The sequence below is a fragment of the Xanthomonas sp. CFBP 8152 genome (assembly GCF_014199025.1).
Classification (GTDB): domain Bacteria; phylum Pseudomonadota; class Gammaproteobacteria; order Xanthomonadales; family Xanthomonadaceae; genus Xanthomonas; species Xanthomonas arboricola_B.
The window spans coordinates 491,640-513,082 of sequence record NZ_JACHNO010000003.1; the positions used below are offsets into that span (position 1 = coordinate 491,640).

Sequence of the window (21,443 nt, forward strand, 5' to 3'; positions counted from 1 at the left end):
TGTCGAGGCGCGCAGGTGTTTTGGCCGCGCATGTAGCGTCAGGATGGACACACGCAAAAAAGGCGCCCTCACGGGCGCCTGCTCTTACCGATTCCCCAATCCCGATTCCTGATTCGTGACCTATTCGCGAATCCAGGTCTGAGTACGGCCCAACGCTTCGATGCCGACATAGCCGCGCATCTGCAGCTTCTTGCCGCCGTCGGTCAGGGTGATCTTGGCCTTGTAGGTCTTGCCCTTGGCCGGGTCGAGCACCGAGCCGCCGCTCCACACCGCGGTGCCGTCGGGCTTGAGGCCCCACAGGATGGTCATGCCCTTGATCGGCTTGCCCTTGAGCGGGCCATCGCACTTGTCGCAGGTCGGGTTGGGCCCATGGTTGGACTGCAGGATGTCGACCACCTTGCCGCTCAGCGTGCCGTTGCCGAGCTGTTCGATCTGCACCACCGACTTGGGCTTGCCGGTTTCGTCGTCGATGGTCTTCCAGCGGCCCACCGGGGAATCGGCGGCCTGGGCCAGCAGCGAAGCGGCGGCCAGCGGCAGGGCCAGCATCAGGGTCTTGAAGGTCTTGCGCATGTGTCCCCTCCCAGGGATTGCTGTGGCCGCCGTCGACGGCCTGACCGGAATGTATACCGTGGAGTATGGTGGCGGAAAGATGCAGCGTTCAATTGGAGGGCGCGCAATGAGGCCACGAGCTGTGTGCGTCCGTGCCTCCGGTGACTGCAGCGGGTGACAGCGGCCGAATACTGCCGATCTTGAGGTCCGCATCGACATCCCCTGCATGCCGCGCGGATCGCTTTCAACCTGCCTCAGGCCTGTCGTCGACAGGCGTCGATGCTCCACAGGTCTTGGCCTAACCCACTTCGTACAACTCCAGCGGCAGGTCATCCGGGTCGGCGAAGAAGGTGAAGCGGCGGCCGGTGTACTCGTCGATGCGGATGTCTTCGGTGGCCACGCCGTGCGCAGTGAGATGCGCCACGGCCGCGTCCAGATCCTCGACGCGGAAGGCGAGATGGCGCAGGCCGCGCGCTTCCGGGCGGCTGGGGCGCAGCGGTGCGGCGGGAAACGAGAACAGCTCGATCTGGCCGCCATCGGGCAATGCCAGGTCCAGCTTCCAGGAATCGCGCGCCTGCCGGTAATGCTCATCGAGCACCCGCAGGCCCAGGATGTCGCAGTAGAACCGTTTGGACACCGCGTAGTCGCCGGCGATGATCGCCACGTGGTGGATGCCGGCGAGCTTCATGCGGCACCTCGCAAGCGCTGCGGCATCTGCTGCGACGCGCCGAAACTGTCGGCGAGCGCCGATGCGTGGCGCGCAGCGGCGGTGCTACGCGGTGCGCGTGTGGGCAACACCGCGCTGGTCGAGCAATACGTCTTCGCATGCATGGGTGGTTGCAGGGCGTGCGGCATGGCGACCTTCCGGATGAGCAGCACGCAAGCATACCCGCGGGTCGTTGCACGCCGGTGCACCGTCACGGCTAGTCATCGCATGGCTGCGCTCGCCTGGCTGCGCATGGCAGGATGCGTTGCCACCGATCAGACACGCCGATGCCCGAGCCGTCGTCCACCGCCGCACCGCAGTTCCAGCGCAGCATGCAGGTGCGCCATCTGGTGATGTTGTCGCTGGGCGGCGTGATCGGCACCGGGTTGTTCTTCAACACGGGTTACATCATCGCCAGCACCGGCGCGCTCGGCACGGTGATCGCCTATCTGATCGGCGCGCTGGTGGTGTACCTGGTGATGCAGTGCCTGGGCGAGTTGGCGGTGGCGATGCCGCAGACCGGCGCCTTCCATGTGTATGCCGCGCGGTATCTCGGCCCGGCCACCGGGTACGTGGTGGCGTGGTTGTACTGGCTGACCTGGACGGTGGCGCTGGGCTCGAGCCTGACCGCGGCGGCGTTCTGCATGCAGTACTGGTTTCCGCACACACCGGCATGGCCGTGGTGCCTGTTGTTCTGCGCGCTGATCTTCGGCTTGAACACGGTGTCGGCGCGCTGGTTTGCCGAAGGCGAATTCTGGTTCTCGCTGATCAAGGTGATCACGATTGTGCTGTTCATCGTGCTTGGCGGGGCGGCGGTGATCGGCGTGCTGCCGTTGGCCGATGGGTCGCCGGCACCCGGACTGCGCCACCTGCGCGCCGACGGCTGGTTCGCGCAAGGCACGCTGCCGATCCTGATGACGATGGTGGCAGTGAACTTCGCCTTCTCCGGCACCGAGTTGATCGGTGTGGCCGCTGGCGAAACCGCGCAGCCGGCGCGTGCGATTCCGCTGGCGATCCGCACCACGCTGGTGCGGCTGGTGGTGCTGTTCGTCGGCACCGTGCTGGTGCTGGCCGCGTTGCTGCCGGCCGAGCAGGCAGCCGTGGACACCAGCCCGTTCGTGCGCGCGTTCGCGTTGCTGGGCATCCCGTATGCGGCCGATGTGTTGAATGCGGTGATCCTGACCGCGATTTTGTCGGCGGCCAATTCCGGCCTGTATGCGGCCGCGCGCATGCTGTGGTCGCTGGCCAACGAAGGCACGCTGCCTGCGCGGCTGGCACGCCTGACCCGTCGCGGCATTCCGTTGCCTGCCTTGGTACTGAGCATGTTGGGCGGCCTGTTGGCGCTGCTCACCGGCGTCTACGCGGCAGACACCGTGTTCGTGGCGATTTCGGCGGTGTCCGGCTTTGCGGTGGTGGTGGTGTGGTTGAGCATCTGCGCCTCGCACTATCGTTTCCGTCGCCAGTTGCTGCGCGACGGCATCGCGCCGGAGAGCCTGGCCTATCGCGCGCCGTGGTATCCGTGGACACCGCTACTGGGTTTTGCGCTCTGTCTGCTGGCCTGCATCGGGCTGGCATTCGATCCGCAGCAGCGTATTGCGCTGTGGTGCGGCATCCCGTTTGTGGCGCTGTGCTACGGCGCCTACGCACTTACCCAATGGCTTGCGAGCAGGAGGCAACCCGCATGACGATTCTCCCCCGCCAGCCGCGCGCCGGTGCACCTTTCAGCCAGGCAATGCAGCATGACGGCTACGTGCTGCTGGATGGCGCGCTCGCCACCGAACTGGAGCAGCGTGGCTGCCATCTCAACGATGCGCTGTGGTCAGCGCGCGTGCTGATGGAGCAGCCGGAGCTGATCTATCAGGTGCACCGCGACTATTTCGCTGCCGGCGCGCAGTGCGCCATCACCGCCAGCTACCAGGCCACGCCGCTGGGCTTTGCCGCGCGCGGGCTGGACCTGGCGCAATCGCAGGCGCTGATCGCACGCAGCGTGGCCCTGGCCGCGCAGGCGCGTGCCGATCATCTGCAGGCGCGACCGCAGGACGCGCCGTTATGGGTGGCCGGGTCGGTCGGGCCGTATGGCGCATACCTGGCCGATGGCTCGGAATACCGCGGCGATTACGCCCTGCCGCTGGCGCAACTGCTGGACTTCCATCGCCCGCGCATCGCCGCGTTGGCCGAGGCGGGGGTGGATGTGCTGGCTTGCGAGACGCTGCCGTCGGCCAACGAGATCGCCGCGCTGCGCCTGCTGCTGGAGGAATTTCCGCACCTGCATGCGTGGTTTTCGTTCACCTTGCGCGATGCGGCGCATCTGAGCGATGGCACCGCGCTGACGCAAGTCGTGCCTGCGCTGGATGCCTGCGCGCAGGTGATCGCGGTGGGTGTCAACTGCATCGCGCTGGATCAGGTCACCGCCGCGTTGCAGACGCTGTCAGCGCTGACGGCACTGCCGCTGGTGGTGTATCCCAATTCTGGCGAGCACTACGATGCCGACGCGAAACAGTGGCACGCCGGCAGCACGGTCGCATGCACCCTGGCCGATCAGCATGCGCAGTGGCTGGCGGCCGGCGCGCGGCTGATCGGCGGTTGCTGCCGCACCACACCGCGCGATATCGCCGCGCTGGCGCGCGCGCGGGTGGCAGGCTGAGCGGGGTCAGCCCTTCTGCGTGGCGATCCAGCGCTGGATCTTGTCCTGCAGGATATCCAGCGGCACCGAGCCGTCCTTGAGTACTTCGGTGTGGAAGGCGCGCACATCGAAGCGCGGGCCCAGTTCGCGTTGCGCCTGCTCGCGCAACTGCGCGATCTTCATCTCGCCGACCTTGTACGACAGCGCCTGGCCGGGGATGGCCATGTAGCGGTCCACCTCGGCCTCGGCATCGGTCCGGGTCATGGCCGAGTTGTCGAGCATGTAGTCGATCGCCTGCGTGCGGGTCCAGCCCTTGCTGTGCAGGCCGGTGTCGGTGACCAGGCGAATCGAGCGCCACAACGCATTCTGCAGATAGCCGTAGTAGTTGTACGGGTCCTGATACAGGCCCAGGTCGCGGCCCAGCGATTCGGCATACAGCCCCCAGCCCTCGATATACGCGGTCTCCCCGCCCAGGCGGCGGAACTTGGGCAGGTCGGTCAGCCGCTGCTGCAGCCCGAGCTGGAAGTGATGGCCGGGGATGGCCTCGTGCAGATACAGGCTTTCGGTCTCCCAGGTCTTGCGCGCGTCCAGGTCGGAGGTGTTGACGTAGAACACGCCCGGTGTGCTGCCGTCGCCGCTGGGGCGCATGTACGAGCCGCTGGCGGCCGACTGCGCGCGCTGCGGTTCCACCACGCGTACTTCCAGGGCCGGCATGCCCTGGACATCGAACAGGCGCGGCACCGCAGTTTGCACGCGTCCCTGCAGGCCACGGTAATAGCCCAGCAATTCGGTTTCGCTGCGGAACGCGAAGCGCCTGTCGGTCTGCATGAACTTGTAGAACTTGGGCAGGTTGCCGCGGAACCTGACCTGCTTGGCCAGCGCGGTGATCTCTGCCTGCAGGCGCGCGACCTCGCTCAGACCGATCTGATGGATCTGTTCCGGAGTCAGGTCGGAGGTGGTGCTCTGGCGCACGTCGTAGGCGTACCAGGCCGCGCCATTGGGCAGCGCGGTCAGGCCGTCGGTGTCACGGCAGGCCGGCAGGTACTCGGTGGCGATGAAGCCGCGCAAGGCCCGGTACGCCGGCATGATCCGCACTTCGATCAGCCGCTTGTATTCGGCGGTGATGCGCTGCTTGTCGGCCTCGGGCATGTCTGCCGGCAGGTTGCGCACCGGGCCCCAGAACAGGCTGTCTTCGGCATTGCGCGCGATGATCGCGTCCAGCTGCGGCAGCACCTTCTGCATCAGCACCTTCGGCTGCACCACGCCGGCCTGCATGCCGGCCCGCATGTTGGTGATGGCCTGGTCGAACAGGTCCGGGATGCCCACCGCGCGCCGCGACCAGTTGTCGTAGTCCTTGACCGTCTTGAACGGCTGCGCGCCGGTGCCCGAGCCCAGCACCACCGCGATGCTGGCGATGTTGTAGAACTGGTTGATCGGCAGCATCCAGCTGGGGAACTGCTCGGCCGCCAGTGCGCTGCGCGCATCGCGCACGAAGATCTGGTAGCTCAGCAGGTCCTGCCCGCTCAGCCCGTCCGGCCCCAGCGCCTCGGCCTTGCCCAGCCACAGCACAGTGAAGTCGTGCGACTGCTGCCGGAACGCCGGCGACAGGAAGTTGGGCAACTGGTCGTTGTAGCGGGTCTCGCCCTGGAAAGTGGCCTGCAGCGGGTTGAGCTTGAGCGAGGCATCCCAGTACTGGTCGTAGAGCAGGTTGAGCTGCTGCGCCTTGGTCAGCACCACCGGGGCGGCCACTGCACGCGGCCTGGGCTTAGCGCCCTTGCCACCCTTGGCGGCCTTGGTGGTCTTGGCCGCCGGCTTGGCGGTCTTCTTGCCCTTGCTCGCCTTCGCGCGCGTTTGCGTGGTCTGTGCCTTGCCGGTTTTCTTCTTGGCCGCATCGGCGGGCGCTGCCACTGACAGGCTCAGCACGGCGGCCAGGGCCAGGGACAGCAGGCGGGAAAAGCTGAGGGGCATTACCGGCTCCGGGAACAAGCGAGCGGGGAGCTTGCCCGATCCGCACCGTTCCGGCCACCCATCCGGCGCACGGGGCGCGCCTGGAATTCATGAAGCCCGCTGCGCACGCCTGCGGCGCGCAGGCATGTTGCAGTGCGATAGGCTTGCGCATATGCCAAGGGATGAATCGACATGCGGGACGCAGCTGCCCGTGCAGGGTGGGCAGGGTTTCTGGCGCGATCCGGCGTTGCCCTTCGTCGAACTGCGCCAGGTGGTCAACAGCCGCAGCCTGTGTTACGCCGCGCATACGCACGAGCAATGGTCGGTGGGCGCGGTCGACCGCGGGCTTGCGCGTTATCGCAATGGACGCATGAAGGCGCAGGTGGGGGCGCGGTCGCTGACCCTGATCAACCCGGGCGATGTGCATGCCTGCAATCCGGATCAGCAGCAGGACTGGTCGTTCCGCATGCTGTATCTGGACGTGGCGTGGCTGCGCGAACAACAGCGCGCACTCGGCCTGGCCGCCAATGCGGATGTGCACATGCTGGCAGCGCCGTTGTGCCAGACCCCGGCGGCCTATGCCGCTTTCGAGCGCATGCATGCCGTGTTGACCGATGGCCATGCCGATGCGCTGGCACGCGAGAGCGCGTTGATCGCGTTCGTGGCGCGGCTGCATCTGCATGTGGAGCCGCTCAGTCGTGCGCTTGCGGTCGATACCGGGCCGATGCAGCGGGTGGCCGAGTATCTGCAGACCCATCATGCACGTGCGGTATCGCTGCGCGAGCTGTGCACGCTGGCGGGGATGCCGGCGCCGCGATTGATTCGCGGCTTTCGTCAGGCGCACGGACTGACCCCGCATGCGTATCTGCTGGATTGCCGTTTCCAGCGTGCACGCGAGGCCTTGCGGCGCGGCGGTGACATTGCCGAGGTCGCCTATGCGCATGGCTACGCCGACCAGGCGCACCTGCAGCGCAGCTTCAAACGTGCCTGGGCGGTGACGCCAGGGCGTTACCGCAATGCCGTACCCCATTCCAGCAACAGATAGGCCGCGCTCAGCACCAGCAGCGCGGCCAGCACCCGGTTCAACCGCCGCAGCTGCCTTGGCACCTGCACGTGCCGCCGCAGCAAGGCGCCGGCCAGCAACCAGCACCCCAGCGAGGGATAGCAGATCAGCGCATACAACGCCGCAAACCCCGCCAGTTGCGTGGTGCCTGCCGTCGCATACAGGGCAACGCCGGAGGTCGCCGCCAACCAGGCCTTGGGGTTGAGCCATTGCATCGCCGCACCGGTCCAGAACGAGGCAGCCGGGCGCGCCCCGGCCGTCTCGATGACGCCATCGTCGTGCAGCAGGCGCCAGGCCATGTAGAGCAGAAACGCCACCCCTGCCAGATGCAGTGCACGGCCGAGCAGCGGCCAGCGCAGCAGCACCTGCTGCAGTCCCATGCCAACCAACAGCAGCAGCGCGACGAAGCCGACGGTGGCGCCGATCACGTGGCCGTGCCCGGCACGCACGCCGGCGCTGGCGCCAGTGCTCAGCGCGACCAGGTTGACCGGCCCGGGCGAAATCGAGCACACCAGCGCGAAGCTGGCCATTGCGACAAGATGGTCCATGGCGCGGAATCCGTAGCGGGGCGCAACAGCATGGCCAGCGACCGCAGCGACGGATTGAACAAAATTTCGATGGGCGGTCGCTGCGGGCGTTGCGTGATCGGCAAACGCAGTGAGCGGTCGTCAGGCAGGCGACATGCCGGACCGATGAGGCCGAGTGGAAGCCACGGGCGCCGGCCCTCGCCTGGCAGCGCTGCGGCCGGCAGGTTTTGCGTTGTCAGCCGGCGGCGGCTTCTTCGCGCAGTTGCTCGGCGCGCTCGGCGCCCAGGTATGCGCCGATGGCGCGGCGCGCCAGATACAGCAGCGGGATCAGCGCGATCGCAAAGCCCATCTTGTAGACGTAGTTGAGCGTGCTCACCGCCAGGAACTGGTCGATGGACCAGTGCTGCGGGCCGAGCACGAAGGCGATGTAGATCACCACGAAGCTGTCCACCAATTGCGACACCGCCGTGGAGCCGGTGGCGCGCAGCCATACGTGCTTTTCGCCGGTGGCGCGGCGGATGCGGTGGAACACCGACACATCGATCAACTGGCCGAACAGGAAGGCCACCAGCGAGCCGCCGATCGTCCAAAGTCCCTGGCCGAACACCGCTGCAAAGGCAGCCTGGTAGTCGGGCACGCCCTGGTTCTGCGCCGCAGTGACCCACCAACCTGCCGGCGCCAATGCGATGGCGGCGAACGCAAACACGAAGCCGTAGCCGATCAGCGCCACCGCCACCCACGAGATGAAACGCACCCCGCGGCTGCCGAAGAACTCGTTGATGGTGTCGGTCATGATGAACACCACCGGCCACAACAAGGTGCCGGCGGTGAAGCTGAGCGAGCCGGTCTGGCCGAACAGGTTCCAGTTCAACGGCGCGATGCCGAGGGTGTCTTCCAGCGCGAAGATCTTGACCCCGATGAACTCGGCCAATGCCGCGTTGACGCAGAAGAACGCGGCCAGCGCAATGAACAGGCGAACCGCACGATCGTCGAGGGTGCGCACCTGTGTCATGGCTTTAGCGATCCGCGGTACGGGTAAAGGGCACCGATTCGGGCGCCACTGCGCCGCCGGAGATGATGAAGCTCATCGCCTGGTCCACGCTCCAGTCTGTGGGCGTGAGCAGCTCCACCGGCACGATCTCCAGATAGCCGGAGGTCGGGTTGGGCGTGGTCGGCACGTACACCGCTGCCAGCTCGCGGCCGGTGCCCTGTTCCTTGATCACCCGCGTGACCAGACCGACCGACTTCATGTCCCGGTGCGGGAAGTCGATCAGCACCACGCGCTGGGTGCTGCCGGGCTGGGTCTGCAGGATGTCGAGCAATTTGCGCGCGCTGTCGTACACCACGCTCGCCAATGGAATGCGCCGCATGATCGCCTCGAACCAGCGCAGCAGACGCTGACCGATCACGCGCCGGCTCAGGATGCCGACGAACAGGATCGCACCCACGGTGGCGATCAGCGCGATGGTGTTCTGCACCCACAGCGCCTTGATCCAGCCCAGATAGTCGGGAAACGAGGCGGCGATGCGCTCGGACAACGGCACCACCCACGGGCTGCTGATGCCCGACAATAGCGAGAATACGAACTTCACCACCACCCAGGTCAACCAGACCGGCAGCAGGGTGAGCAAACCGGTCAGAAAGACGCGTTGCAGGGAAGGGCGAGTGGATGGAGTGGGGGATTCGGACATACGCGCATTGTAGGCATTCGGCCGCGTCCGGTGCAGGCGCGCGGCGCGCTTTGTTCGCCGGGGAGGCGGCAAGTGCGCATCGACGCCATGCCACTCGCGGCTCTGTCCGGGCCGCTCTCAGATGGCGCAGCTCATCCACGGACGGTTGCCCCCGCATGCTCGCCAAATTCCTCAAGTCGGCCCTGCTGGGCCTATGCATCCTGATCGCCCTGCTGGCGGCCCTGTACGCGATCTCCGCGCGCTGGCCGATTCCGGATACGCAGCGCCAGGCGTTGGCGCAGATCGATCAACCACTAGCCGCAGCGCCGGCAGGCTCGAATCTATTTGCTGCACTCTGGTTGCTGCCGTATGCCGTGCCGGCTACCGAACAGGACGTGGTGATGGCACGCGATCTGCAGCGGTTTGCGAACGTCACGACTGCGGCCGGTTTTGTCAGCGACGCAGCGCGCTATCCGCGCACGCCGCGGTGGCCAGCCGCCGCGCCACCCAAGTGCAACTGGTCCACCCCAGACTGCCTGGACAAGGTGCGCGCTCAACCCCAAGCCTATGCCGATGCGCTGATGTCACAGGCACCGCTGCTGCAGCGCGCCGCTACGCTGTCATCGCATGCTTACTACCGCAATCTGTTTCCGACCCGTGCCGACACACCGCTGCCGGAGTTGCAGGGGTTGAGTTTGCCGATGACTCAGCACGCGCTGGACTTCGTCCAGGGCCGCCAGCAGGCTGCGTTGTCCGGCGTGTGTGCGGACGCACAGGTGGCGCGCGTGCTGCTGCGCGGTCAGGACACACTGATCGCGACGATGATCGGGGCAGCCATGTTGCGCGGTAACGCCGAGTTGTTCACCGGCATGCTGAGCGAGCTGCCGTCCACCCAGCCGTTACCTGCGCATTGCCAAGCGGCATTTGCGCCGTTGACGATAGATGAGACCAGCCTGTGTGGGGGGCTACGCGGCGAAGCACGCTTGGTCAGCGCCAATTACCGCGCGGTCGTCGAAGCCGGCAGCGAGCAGCTGCGCTGGTACGACAGGTTGGTACCGCCGCTGCTGGACGTTGAACGAACCCGTGCACTGACCGCGCCGCATTACACCTGGGCCTGTCACACCGACGTGCGCACGCAGCTGGCGCAGGACCGCAAGGTGCCCACCAGTGCCATACCTGCCGCGCCAACAGTGACCTTCGCCTGCGTCGCAAACGCAATAGGCTGCGTGTTCGCCGACGTGGAGCATATGGATAGCGCGCAGTATCAATGGCAGTTGCAGGATCTGGCCGCGACAACGCGGCTGACCTCCGCAGTGCTGTGGCTACGTGCGCATCCCGCCGAGCAACAGACGCTGGCGCAGCGCTTGGATCAACTGCCCGCCACGCTGATCCGACCAGGGCGCGACATCACCGCGGGCGAAGATGGAAAGACGCTAGAGCTGCCGCGTTACGCGCGCAGCGATCACGCCAACCTGCAGATGCCATTGGCGGCAAGCCAGGTGGCACAGACAGCGGCGATGCAGGGCAAGCCGTGACACCTGCGGCTGCAGAAGTGGACACCAGTGCAGGCAAGCACGCGTCGCTGATTGCATAACGGACAACGCCACCCAGGAACGGATTCCGGGTGGCGTTGTCAGTCACCACGTCAGCGTGATGCCCCTGCTTAGAACCGGAAGTTCAACCAGCCCATCACGAAGGTCGAATCGCCGTAACCGGCCTTTTCGAGCGCAGGCCCGGCCATCAGGTGTTCGGCGCGGAAGGTCACCGACCAGTTCGGGTCGATGTTCCAGGTGGCATTGATGCGCGGCATGGTGCCGATGCGGCGCTCGCCGGTGCTCTGCGTGCGGGCGTAGGCGCGTGCCTGGTTGTTGTAGATCGCATCGCTGGTGGTCTGGCGCCACAAGGTTTCCCATTCCAGGTTCACGGTGATCTTGGAGGTGGGCGAGAAGGTGAACGTGGGCGCAGCAGTGACCAGGTTGACCGGGCCGAAGAACGTCGCCCAGCTGAAGTAGATCGTATTGCCGTACAGGAAGTTGTTGTTGCGCAGCGTGCCGGTGCCGGAGGTGCCACCGCCGCCGGAAGCGATTTCGCTGTGGAAGCCCAGGCGCGGTTTCCAGCCCGATTCGCTCAGCGACCAGGCGTTGGAGGTGCTGGCCATGTAGGCACGCAGATCGCGCCCGCCGTAGCTGCCGCGCTGCACGGTCACGAACGAGTCGGTACGCAGCTTGCCCACATTGCCCCACAGGCGCAGGCCGTAATAGTTGCGGTTTTCTTCGGCGGTCTGCCGGCCCCAGACCTGATTGTCGTTGCGGAACTGGTAGAAGAACGGCTCCAGATACATCGGCTTGGCGGTCGGCATGCGATAGCCGCCGACCACGCCGCGGAAATGCCGCGAGCGGTCGATGCGATCGTCGCCCAGGCCTTCGGTGCCATCCAGGTTGAAGTTGAAATCGAACACGTCCACACGGGTCTTTTCGCCGATCGCCCAGGCGCGTACGCCGTTGAAGGTCACGAAGATATCGGTGTTGTCGCGCAATGCCATCAGCGTGGTGGGGCCATCGACAAACACCTGACGGCCGACACGCAGGCCCAGATCGGTATCTTTGATCCGTCCTTTCACATCGAAGAACACCTGCTGCAGGATTGCGTTGTTTTCCTGCGTGCCGGTCTTGGCACCTTCGTTGCGTCCATCCAGGCTGCCGTGCGCCAGTTCCGTGTACAGGCGGAAGTGCTCGCCGACATGGAAGTCGGCGCCGAAGAACGCGCGCAACAGATACTGCTGCTGCGAATGGCTGCCGGGAATCAAACCGGGGTTGGTGATGGTGTTGCTGCGCACGCGTAATTCGTTGCTGAGCGAGACATACACATCGCCCGACTCATTGAACGGAATGTACTTGAGCGGATCGAACGGGCTCTTGCGCTTGGACGGGTCCCTCAGATACGACCAGTCCTCGGCCCAACGCACCTGCCACATGTTGCCGCCCTGCTTGGCTCCCCAGCCCTGCGCCTCCAGCGGATAACCCTTCGCGGCGGCGGGCGCTGCAGGAACGGCAGGCGCAGCTTTCACCGGCTCCGGCTGGGCCCGCTCGGCAGTGACCGGCGCGGTCTGCACCTGCGCAAACGCCAGTCCCGGCAGTGATAACCCGATCGCCAAGCACAGGCGCCGGGTGGCACCAGAGGAAGTTACAGCCATGGCCGGCTGTGCCAAGCGTGCAAGTCGCATCATGTCGCCCTATCGAAAAAAGTGAGTCGTCTGGGCGAGTGGTATCGGCCCAGTGGGCAATGACTGTAGTGGAGCGCTGCGGCAAAGGGAGTAACCCAATGGTTCTAAGCACATGAGCGCGTTGATGGAGCCGGGAGTGGGGAATCGAGAATGGACGATCGGTAGAGCACGCTTGCTCGGCAGTGGGCCACTCTCAAGAAATGATTCGGCACACCGGCAATAAGGCCATCGGCGAACACATAAGGCTCTTACGCGGCATCCCTGCCGCGTAAGGTCCCGCGAGGGGGGCGGGCAAGGGCCAGTCGAGATGGTCGGTGTGCGTGGTGGCAAGCAGTTTCAATAACGCGACCGGCAAACTGTCTGGTGCGGGCGCCGTGCACGTTGCCACGCAGTGCGCTGTCTTTACTCGAACCAAAATCTGCGCATAAAAAACGCCCCTTGATCGATCTCGATCAAGGGGCGTTTTTGTCGGCCGATCAGGCGCGTTTGCCGCGCCTGCGGATCGGGGTGACGGTGGCGGGGTCGCGGCTGCCCACCGGGTCGGCATCGTAGCGAGCGATGAATTCGCGCACCTGCGGGTACACCACTTCGCGCCAGCGACGGCCGCTGAAGATGCCGTAGTGACCGGCACCTTCCACCACCAGATGACGACGATGCGCCGCATCGATCCCGGTGCACAGATCGTGCACCGCTTCGGTCTGGCCAAGGCCGGCGATGTCGTCCAGTTCGCCTTCGATACTGAGCAGTGCGGTATTGCGGATCGCCGACGGCTTGACCAGCTGGCCGTCCACTTTCCACTTGCCCTGCGGCAGCAGGAAGTCCTGGAACACCACGCGAATGGTATCCAGGTAATACTCGGCCGGCATGTCGAGCACGGCGTTGTATTCGTCGTAGAACTGCCGGTGCGCTTGCGCATCCTGCAGGTCGCCCTTGACCAAATCAGTATAGAAATCCCAATGCGACATCACGTGCCGGTTGGGGTTCATCGACAGGAAGCCGGCATGCTGCAAAAAGCCCGGATACACCTGCCGCCCATGGCCCGGATACGGGAACGGCACGGTGTGGATCAGGTTGTTCTGGAACCACTCGATGCCATTCTCGGTGGCCAGGTTGTTGACCTGGGTCGGGCTGCGGCGCGCATCGATCGGCCCGCCCATCATCACCAGCGAGCGCGGTGTGGGCTCATCGTTGGTGGCCATCAACGACACCGCCGCAAGCACCGGCACGGTGGGCTGACACACGCTCACCACATGCAGGCGCTCGGCGCCGATGTGACGGATGAACTCCTGGATGTAGCCGATGTAGTCCTCGAGCCGGAAGGCACCGGCTTCCAGCGGCACCATGCGCGCGTCAACCCAGTCGGTGACATAGACCTTGTGGTTGCGCAGCAGGGTGCGCACGGTGTCGCGCAGCAGCGTGGCGTGGTGGCCGGACAACGGCGCCACCACCAGCACGGCAGGCTGCTGCTTCATCGTGCCGATCAGCTCGACATGGTCGCTGAAACGCTTGAAGCGCAGCAGACGGCAGAATGGCTTGCTCAGCACCTCGCGTTCGATGATCGGCAGCGAGTGACCGTCGACCTCGACATCGTCGAGCGCCCAGGCCGGCTTTTCGTATTCCTTGCCCAGGCGATGGAACAGCTCGTTGCTGGCCGCCATACGTTCGGCACCGGGGAGCGAGGCCCACAGGCTGTCGGGGTCGGAGAACATCTTGGCGTTCGCCTGGGCCTGATGCACCCAAGGGGCTAGCAGATTGCGGGTCAGCTCGTGCAATTGATAAAGCATTCCACCCATCCGTGCGGCTCTTTGCTGCCGCGCAGCATACCCCCTTTGGCGCATTTGCACCTTAATGGGGCTGCGGACGGTAGAGGCTGTCATACAACCTATGGCAGGCGTGAGCGCCTTGATTGGCCGCGATCTGGTTGCCGCTCTGGCGATCATCCGGATGGCTGCGCGAGCCGAAAGCGCGTATTCGTCGCAGAACCATACGGCCTGCTGGACGAGCCTCTCTCCTGTAGGGGAGGAAGAAGTGAGGTGCGGGGCGCAGCGCACTCAATCTTCATCAGCGCTCAATCTCCACCAGGCTTCGCGCCTACCCTCATCCGCCCCTGCGGGGCACCTTCTCCCAGCGGGAGAAGGGAGTGAGTCCCTCTGCTTGCGGGGCGAGGGATGCGTGAAGCAAAGCCCCTCTCCTGCGGGAGAGGGGTTGGGGTGAGGGTGCGCGGCGAAGCCATTCGTCGTGCGCGGCTCAACCGGGCCGCGTCCTGCTCAGCCGCGCTCCAGCGCAGACGCGTCATCGGCCAACTGCGGCGACAACCAGCAGTGCGAACCGAGTGCGGCAAACCCCACGCTGGCGAAGCGGTGCCGATACCAGCGCGCCGGCCGCGCCTGAAAACCATCGTGGTCGCCCTCGAAGGCGTCTTCCTCGGCGAAGGTCTCCAGAAATGCCACGCCCGCGCACATCTCGGCCAACCCCGGCAGGCCCTGGTTGAACTCGCGCGTGGGCACGTAATGCAGCACGTCCGAGCAGATCAGCAGATCCACCGGCGCGCACGGGCGCAGCCAGGCGAAATCGCCTAAGCGGGCAGGGTGGATCTGCCGGCTGCGTCCGTAACGCTGCACTGCATAGGCGCTGCTGTCGAAGCCCAGATAGCTGAGCTTGGGGCGTAGCGCCAACAACGGCGCGCGCCAGGCCGCCTCGCCGCAACCGATATCCAGCACGCTGCGGATCGGGCGCTCCAGGTAGTACTCGGCCTGGCTTACCGCCAGTGCGACCTTGCGTCGCAGGCGCGCAGGGTCGGCCAGTCCGGCATCCCGGTACCAGCGGCGGAAATAGTGGGCGTCGTACTGTTTGTCGTCGGGTTCGGACATGGACGTCAGGTGCTTTCACGTGAGCGGATAGGTGAAAATGCGGGCCATCCTACGCCAGCCAGCGAAGCCAGCACATGAGCCTGTATCTGTGGATCAAGACCTTCCATCTGTTGTTCGTCATTGCCTGGATGGCGGCGGTGTTCTACCTGCCACGCATCCTGGTCAATATCTCCGAAGCCGGTGCCGAGCCGGCGGTGCGTACGCGGCTGGTGCTGATGGGGCGCCGCCTCTACACATTCGGCCACAGCATGCTGGGGCTGGCGCTGCTGCTGGGTGCGGTGCTGTGGCAGGGCTATCGGGTGATTCCGGATTTCCCGACGATGGTGACCGGTGGCTGGCTGCACGCAAAACTGTTTGCGGTGGCCTTGATCCTGGCGCATTACATCGTGGCCGGGCGCTGGCTGAAGGGCGTGGATCAGGGCCGCAGCCTGCCCAGCGGCCGCGCTTTGCGGCTGTTCAACGAAGTGCCGGTGGTGTTGCTGGTCGGGGTGATCTGGCTGGTGCTGGCCAAGCCGTTCTGAGGCTGGGATGTAGGGGTTGGTCGGGGCGGAGTACGGCAGGCGCCGCTTCGGATGCTGCCAGCGTAGCGCGGTGTATCACCGGGGCCGTCGCTTTCGACGAATCCCCAATCCCAGCATCCGTAATCCAGGTGCGCCTACAGCGCGCCGATCAATTGCCTTCGTAGGCGCCGTAGCTGCGCAGGCGCTCGTAACGACGCTGCAGCAGGCCTTCCACCGGCAGCTTTTCCAGCGCTTCCAGTTCGTTGAGCAGTACCGCCTTCAGGCGCTTGCCCATCTGCGCGGGGTTGCGGTGCGCGCCGCCGGTGGGTTCGCGGATCACTTTGTCGACCAGACCAAGACCCTTCAGGCGCTTGGCGGTCAAGCCGAGCTGCTCGGCCGCGTCCTTGGCCTTGGCCGCGTCCTTCCACAGGATCGAGGCGCAGCCTTCGGGCGAAATCACCGAATAGGTGCCGTACTCCAGCATCAGGGTGCGGTCGCCGACGCCGATCGCCAGTGCGCCGCCGGAGCCGCCTTCGCCGATCACGGTGCAGATCACCGGAATCTTCAGCTCGGCCATCTCCAGCAGGTTGCGCGCGATCGCTTCGGACTGGCCGCGTTCTTCGGCGCCGATGCCCGGATAGGCGCCGGGTGTGTCGATAAAGGTCAGTAGCGGCAGGCGGAAGCGCTCGGCCAGCTTCATCAGGCGCAGCGCCTTGCGATAGCCCTCCGGACGCGGCATGCCGAAATTGCGGGCGACCTTGCTCTTGGTGTCGCGACCCTTCTGGTGCCCGATGATCACCACCGGGCGGCCGTCGATGCGGCCCAGGCCACCGACGATGGCCTTGTCGTCGGCGAAGGCGCGGTCGCCGGCCAGCTCCTGGAATTCGTCGCAGATGGTGGCGATGTAGTCCAGCGTGTACGGGCGCTGCGGGTGGCGCGCCAGCTGCGAGATCTGCCACGAAGACAGGTCGCGGAAGATCTGTGCGGTGCGCACGCGCAGCTTGTCGCGCAGCGCACGCACCTCGGTGTCCACGTTGACTGCTGGACCGGTGCTGGCCTTGCGCAGTTCCTGGATCTTTGCTTCCAAATCGGCGATGGGTTGCTCGAAGTCGAGGTAGTTAGGATTCATGCAGTGGTGTCGTCAACGTAAGGCGGGGAGTGTAGCCGAATGCCGGGGTGCGGCCCGTACGCGTCCGTCCGGTCGCAGCGCTCAGCGCGACGGCACCAGCGCGGCGCTGCTCATGATCCGGCTGACGCCACCGACGAAGTCGTTCAGGCGTTTGTTCTCGATCACCGGCAGGCGCGATCCCAGGCTGGCGGTGGCATGGGTGAAATCTATCTGGGTACGCACGTACAGCTTGCGCAGGCGGCGCTGTTCGGCTGGGTCGGTCGCGTGCAGGTAGTCGTCCACCAGCTTGCGCAGCGGCCCGGCGTGCGCCTCGAACACCGGCGCCAGCGGCGGCAGCCGGGCGGCGTCCGGCGTCGGCGTGCGCGCCGGGGCGTGCCAGTCGGCCGGCCGCCGCGCGGCGACGTAGCCGGGCTCGCCCCGGGTGCTCTCGAAGTACGCCACGAACGCGTCTTCAGCGAAGATCTTGCGGAAGCGGCGGCCGCCGCTGCCGTCGACCTGGCCGCTGGCGGTCTCCGGGAACGGCGTGTGCACATCGAAATCCCAGTCCTTGGCGATGAACAGGTCATCGACCTGGCCGTAGCGGCCGGTCAGCTCCACGCCCTGCACCTGGACCTTGGCGTCGCCTTTGAATTCGACCGCCTGGGCGCGGTCGGTCCAGTAGACCTCGTCGACCAGGTAGTAGTCGGACAGGGTCGGGTTGACCAGTGCGCCGTCGTGGTCGGCGTAGACGATGAAGGGCACGCGCCCGAGCTGCGCGCTCTGCAGCGTATGCGCGCCCGGCGCCAGCTCCAGCGCCAGCTCCGCGTGCGCCGGGATGCGGTGGGCCTTTCCGTCCACCTGCAGCGCCAGCGGCTGCCCAGTCGGGTTGTCGAAGTGGAAGGTCTGCGGGCTCTTGCCGCAGGCGGCCAGCAGCAGCATGCACGAGAGCAGGAACGGAAAACGCATGTGACAGGACTCGATCGTTGCGGTGATAACGGAGCGGGGCGGCGGCGGGTGGCGCGTCAGTTCGCCCACGGCGGGTTGTACTTGACCTTGAGCGTGCGCACTGCCGGGTCGGCGCGCAGGCCGTCGAGCAGTTGCTGGTCCAGGCGCACCGAGTGGCTGCCGTTGAGGTCGAGCATGCCGGCCACGCCGCCGGTGGAGGCGCGCAGCAGCAGGTCCAGGCGCAGGGGGGTCTTGCCGGGGCGGTGCTTGGCCAGCAGGGCGTCGATGCGTTTCCAGGCCTGCTTTTCGCGCAGATCCAGGCGCAGCGACAGGCGCTGCGCGTGGTCGGCGCAGATCTGTTCGTAGTCCCAGCATTGGCGGATGCGCAGGCTGTAGCCGCCGTTGAATTCGTCCTCGCGTAGGCCGCCCTTGACGATCAGGATGCGGTCGCGGGTGAGCAGATGCCCAAACTCGGCCATCGCGTCGGAGAACGCGCTACATTCGACCCGACCACGGCCGTCTTCGAGCTGCACGAACACCTGGCTGTCGCCCTTGCGCCGCACCCCGATTACCTGGCCGGCCAGGATCGCGCTGACTTCCGGGCGCCAGGCGCGTTTTTCGCCATCGCCGCCACCGCCGCCACGTTGTTGCGAGGCGAGGATCTTCTCCAGCGAGCCTAGGTCGCAGCCGACCAGCTCGCGCACTTCGTCGCGGTGCGGGTCGAACGGGTGACCGCTGAGATAGAAGCCCAGCGTTTCGCGCTCGCCGGTGAGCAACTGGCCCAGCGGCCACTCCTTGCCTTCGGGCAGGTCCAGACGCAACGCCGGCGCGCTCGGGTCCGGGCCGCCGAATAGCGAGTTCTGGCCCGAGGCGCGCTCGCGTGCCAGCTGCTCGGTGGCCTTGACCACTTCCGGCAGCTGCAGCATCAGCGAGGCGCGGTTCTTGCCCAGCCCGTCCATCGCCCCGGCGTTGATCATCGCTTCCAGCGTGCGCCGGTTGAGCTTGGCGGTGCCCACGCGCGTGCAGAAATCCAGCAACGTGGTGTAGGGGCCGCCGCGCTGGCGTTCTTCGACGATCGCCTCGCAGGCGCCCTGGCCGACGCCCTTGATCGCGCCCAGGCCGTACTGAATCGTGTCCGGGCTGGCGGCCTCGAACATGTAGGCCGACTCGTTGACGCGCGGCGGTTTGACGGTCAGACCGAGATTGCGCACCTCATCGAGAAAGCCCACCACCTTGTCGGTGTTGTCCATGTCCGAGGACAGCGTCGCGGCCATGAATTCGGCCGGGTAATGCCGTTTCAGCCATGCGGTCTGGTAGCTGACCAGCGCGTAGGCGGCGGCGTGCGACTTGTTGAAGCCGTAGCCGGCGAACTTCTCCATCAGGTCGAAGATTTCGTCGGCCTTGGCCGCGCTCACCCCGCCCTTGGCCGCGCCTTCGCGGAAGATCTCGCGGTGCTTGGCCATTTCGGCCGGCACCTTCTTGCCCATGGCGCGGCGCAGCAGGTCGGCGCCGCCCAGCGAGTAATCGCCGACGATCTGCGCCATCTGCATCACCTGCTCCTGGTACACCATGATGCCGTAGGTGTCCTTGAGGATGACTTCGGTGCGCGGATCCGGGTAGACGATCTCCTGCTGGCCGTGTTTACGGGCGTTGAAGTCCGGGATCAGGTCCATCGGGCCGGGGCGGTACAGCGATACCAGCGCGATCAGGTCTTCGAAGCGGTCCGGGCGGGCGTCCTTGAGCAGGCGGCGCATGCCCGAGGATTCGAACTGGAACACCGCGCCGGTATTGCCCGAGGCGAACACGCCCTTATAGGTGGGCACGTCGTCGAGCGGAATGGCGGTGATGTCGACCGGGTCGATGCCGGCGCGCGCATGGCGCACGTTGATCGCCTTGACCGCCCAGTCGATGATGGTCAGCGTGCGCAGGCCGAGGAAGTCGAACTTCACCAGGCCGACCGCTTCAACATCGTCCTTGTCGAACTGGGTGACCTGATTCTTGCCGCGCCCGTCTTCGTCGTGTTCGGCGAACAGCGGGCAGAACTCGGAGAGCGGCTCCGGCGCGATCACCACGCCGCCGGCGTGCTTGCCGGCGTTGCGGGTGAGGTCTTCGAGCTGACGGGCCAGATCCATCAGGTCGCGCACGTCGTCTTCGACCTGATAGCGCTGGATCAGGTCTGGCGAGGCCATCTCCGAGTCTTTGCCTTCGCCCATCGCATCCTTGAGCGTGATGCCCAGGATGTTGGGAATCAGCTTGGCGACGCTGTCGACAAGACCGTAGCTGAAGCCGAGCACACGCCCTGCGTCGCGCACCACCGCCTTGGCCGCCATTGTGCCGTAGGTGATGATCTGGCTGACCCGTTCGCGCCCGTACTTGCGCGCCACGTAGTCGATCACCTCGTCGCGGCGATCCATGCAGAAGTCGATGTCGAAGTCGGGCATCGACACGCGTTCGGGATTGAGGAAGCGCTCGAACAGCAGGTTGTACGGCAGCGGATCCAGGTCGGTGATCTGCAGTGCCCACGCCACCAGCGAGCCGGCACCGGAACCGCGGCCCGGGCCGATCGGAATGCCCTGGTGCTTGCCCCACTGGATGAAGTCGGCCACGATCAGGAAGTAGCCGGGGAAGCCCATCTTGATGATGGTGTCCAGCTCGAATTCCAGCCGGTCGACATAGTCCTGGCGGGTCTTGCCGGGCGCGATCGGGTTCTTTTCCAGGCGCGCGGCCAGGCCATCGCGCGACTGGCTGCGGATCCAGCTGTCCAGCGTCTCGTCTTCGGGCACCGGGTAGGCGGGCAGGAAGTAGGTGCCCAGGCGCATCTCGATGTTGCAGCGCTGCGCCAGCGCCAGCGTGTTGTCGATCGCATCGGGCACGTCGGCGAACAGCGCGGCCATTTCGTCGCCGGACTTCAGGTACTGCTGGTCGCTGTACTCGCGCGGGCGTTTGGGATCGTCGAGCACGCGGCCCGAGGAAATGCATACACGCGCCTCGTGCGCATTGAAGTCGCTGGCGTACAGGAAGCGCACATCGTTGCTGGCCACCACCGGCAGGCCGCGCACACCCGCCGCATGCAGCGCGAACTGGTTGAAGCGTTCTTCGCCCTCGCGCCCGGTGCGGGTCAGTTCCAGATGCAGGCCGTCGCCGAACACGCGCTGCCAGTCGGCCAGCTGCTGCTCGGCCAGATCGGCGCGGCCTTCGCCGAACAGGCGTCCGGCCAGGCTGTCGCGCCCGGCCAGGGCGAACAGGTTGGCGTGGCCGCTCTGCAGCCACTCCGGGTGGATCGCCACGCCGCCTTCGGGGCGGTGGCCTTCCATCCAGGCGCGGGTCAGCAGGCGCGACAGGCTCAGGTAACCTTCGCGGTCGCGGCACAGCAGGGTCATGCGCCAGGGCGGCATGTCCGGGGTGGCGATCATCACGTCGGCGCCGGCGATCGGCTTGATGCCCACGCCTTCGGCGGCCTTGTAGAACTTGACCAGCGCGAACAGGTTGTTGAGGTCGGTGACTGCCAGTGCGGGCATGTCGAGCTCGACCGCCCGGCTCAGCAGGTTGGCCTGCTTGGCCTTTTTCGGGTCAGCCTGATCCGGTTTCTCGGGCACGCGGATGGTGGAATCCGCCAGCGAGAACTCGGTGTGGACGTGCAGATGGACGAAGCGGGAAGTGGACATGCGAGACCGGAATAATGCGTGGTCAGGGTAGCGAGCGTGGTCGGGTC

The 21,443-nt window shown here is 66.0% G+C and carries 17 protein-coding genes; 5 read left to right on the forward strand and 12 right to left on the reverse strand.

Annotated features, from left to right (window positions below; translation table 11 throughout):
- Positions 1 to 120 precede the first annotated feature (120 nt).
- Positions 121 to 570, reverse strand: a complete 450-nt coding sequence (locus FHT09_RS13865; RefSeq protein ID WP_104538138.1) for a DUF2147 domain-containing protein — start codon at positions 568 to 570, stop codon at positions 121 to 123.
- A gap of 277 nt (positions 571 to 847) precedes the next feature.
- Positions 848 to 1,237 carry a VOC family protein gene (locus FHT09_RS13870; protein ID WP_104561482.1) on the reverse strand — a complete coding sequence of 130 codons (390 nt, stop codon included), beginning with the start codon at positions 1,235 to 1,237 and terminating at the stop codon, positions 848 to 850.
- A gap of 305 nt (positions 1,238 to 1,542) precedes the next feature.
- On the opposite strand from FHT09_RS13870, the gene mmuP reads away from it, so the two are divergent.
- Both mmuP and mmuM read left to right on the forward strand, forming a co-directional pair.
- Positions 1,543 to 2,940, forward strand: coding sequence for an S-methylmethionine permease (gene mmuP / locus FHT09_RS13875; protein ID WP_104606332.1), 1,398 nt, complete (start codon positions 1,543 to 1,545; stop codon positions 2,938 to 2,940).
- On the forward strand, positions 2,937 to 3,899 hold the full coding sequence (gene mmuM / locus FHT09_RS13880; protein ID WP_104606331.1) for a homocysteine S-methyltransferase: 963 nt from the start codon (positions 2,937 to 2,939) through the stop codon (positions 3,897 to 3,899). Before mmuP ends, mmuM begins: the two co-directional genes overlap by 4 nt.
- A 6-nt stretch (positions 3,900 to 3,905) precedes the next feature.
- On the opposite strand, the gene FHT09_RS13885 is transcribed toward mmuM, so the two are convergent.
- Positions 3,906 to 5,846, reverse strand: coding sequence for a DUF885 family protein (locus tag FHT09_RS13885; protein ID WP_104606330.1), 1,941 nt, complete (start codon positions 5,844 to 5,846; stop codon positions 3,906 to 3,908).
- 190 nt (positions 5,847 to 6,036) lie between these two features.
- Here FHT09_RS13885 and FHT09_RS13890 point away from each other — a divergent pair, with 190 nt between their 5' ends.
- Positions 6,037 to 6,870: an AraC family transcriptional regulator gene (locus FHT09_RS13890; protein WP_181141334.1), complete on the forward strand. Its 834-nt coding sequence runs from the start codon at positions 6,037 to 6,039 to the stop codon at positions 6,868 to 6,870.
- Here the strand turns inward: FHT09_RS13890 and FHT09_RS13895 are convergent.
- The 3 genes from FHT09_RS13895 to FHT09_RS13905 form a co-directional block, all read right to left on the reverse strand.
- A complete protein-coding gene (locus FHT09_RS13895) occupies positions 6,834 to 7,436 on the reverse strand; it encodes a LysE family translocator (protein ID WP_181141333.1) in 603 nt (200 codons plus the stop codon). The genes FHT09_RS13890 and FHT09_RS13895 overlap by 37 nt on opposite strands.
- A 214-nt stretch (positions 7,437 to 7,650) precedes the next feature.
- Positions 7,651 to 8,427, reverse strand: a complete 777-nt coding sequence (locus tag FHT09_RS13900) for a queuosine precursor transporter (protein ID WP_104606327.1) — start codon at positions 8,425 to 8,427, stop codon at positions 7,651 to 7,653.
- A 4-nt stretch (positions 8,428 to 8,431) separates the two neighbouring features.
- Complete coding sequence (locus FHT09_RS13905) at positions 8,432 to 9,106, reverse strand: DUF502 domain-containing protein (RefSeq protein WP_104538809.1); 675 nt, start codon at positions 9,104 to 9,106, stop codon at positions 8,432 to 8,434.
- Between the two features lie 155 nt (positions 9,107 to 9,261).
- Between FHT09_RS13905 and FHT09_RS13910 the strand changes: the two genes are divergently transcribed.
- The gene (locus FHT09_RS13910) at positions 9,262 to 10,620 is read left to right on the forward strand and encodes a hypothetical protein (protein ID WP_104606326.1); all 1,359 of its coding nucleotides are present in this window, start codon (positions 9,262 to 9,264) and stop codon (positions 10,618 to 10,620) included.
- Positions 10,621 to 10,748: 128 nt separating this feature from the next.
- Here the strand turns inward: FHT09_RS13910 and FHT09_RS13915 are convergent, their stop codons facing one another.
- The 3 genes from FHT09_RS13915 to FHT09_RS13925 form a co-directional block, all read right to left on the reverse strand.
- Entirely contained in the window at positions 10,749 to 12,308 is a 1,560-nt protein-coding gene (locus tag FHT09_RS13915) for an alginate export family protein (protein ID WP_104538808.1), read from the reverse strand.
- A 476-nt stretch (positions 12,309 to 12,784) separates the two neighbouring features.
- Positions 12,785 to 14,092, reverse strand: coding sequence for a polyhydroxyalkanoate depolymerase (locus FHT09_RS13920; protein ID WP_166775558.1), 1,308 nt, complete (start codon positions 14,090 to 14,092; stop codon positions 12,785 to 12,787).
- A 483-nt stretch (positions 14,093 to 14,575) separates the two neighbouring features.
- Positions 14,576 to 15,178: a class I SAM-dependent methyltransferase gene (locus FHT09_RS13925; RefSeq protein ID WP_104606325.1), complete on the reverse strand. Its 603-nt coding sequence runs from the start codon at positions 15,176 to 15,178 to the stop codon at positions 14,576 to 14,578.
- 74 nt (positions 15,179 to 15,252) lie between these two features.
- Here FHT09_RS13925 and FHT09_RS13930 point away from each other — a divergent pair, with 74 nt between their 5' ends.
- Entirely contained in the window at positions 15,253 to 15,699 is a 447-nt protein-coding gene (locus tag FHT09_RS13930; RefSeq protein WP_104606324.1) for a CopD family protein, read from the forward strand.
- Between the two features lie 148 nt (positions 15,700 to 15,847).
- On the opposite strand, the gene FHT09_RS13935 is transcribed toward FHT09_RS13930, so the two are convergent.
- The 3 genes from FHT09_RS13935 to dnaE form a co-directional block, all read right to left on the reverse strand.
- Entirely contained in the window at positions 15,848 to 16,807 is a 960-nt protein-coding gene (locus FHT09_RS13935; RefSeq protein WP_104606323.1) for an acetyl-CoA carboxylase carboxyltransferase subunit alpha, read from the reverse strand.
- An 81-nt stretch (positions 16,808 to 16,888) separates the two neighbouring features.
- Positions 16,889 to 17,752 (reverse strand): hypothetical protein, encoded by an 864-nt coding sequence (locus FHT09_RS13940; RefSeq protein ID WP_104538127.1) that lies wholly within the window; start codon positions 17,750 to 17,752, stop codon positions 16,889 to 16,891.
- A gap of 56 nt (positions 17,753 to 17,808) precedes the next feature.
- A complete protein-coding gene (gene dnaE, locus FHT09_RS13945) occupies positions 17,809 to 21,396 on the reverse strand; it encodes a DNA polymerase III subunit alpha (protein WP_104606322.1) in 3,588 nt (1,195 codons plus the stop codon).
- Positions 21,397 to 21,443 lie beyond the last annotated feature (47 nt).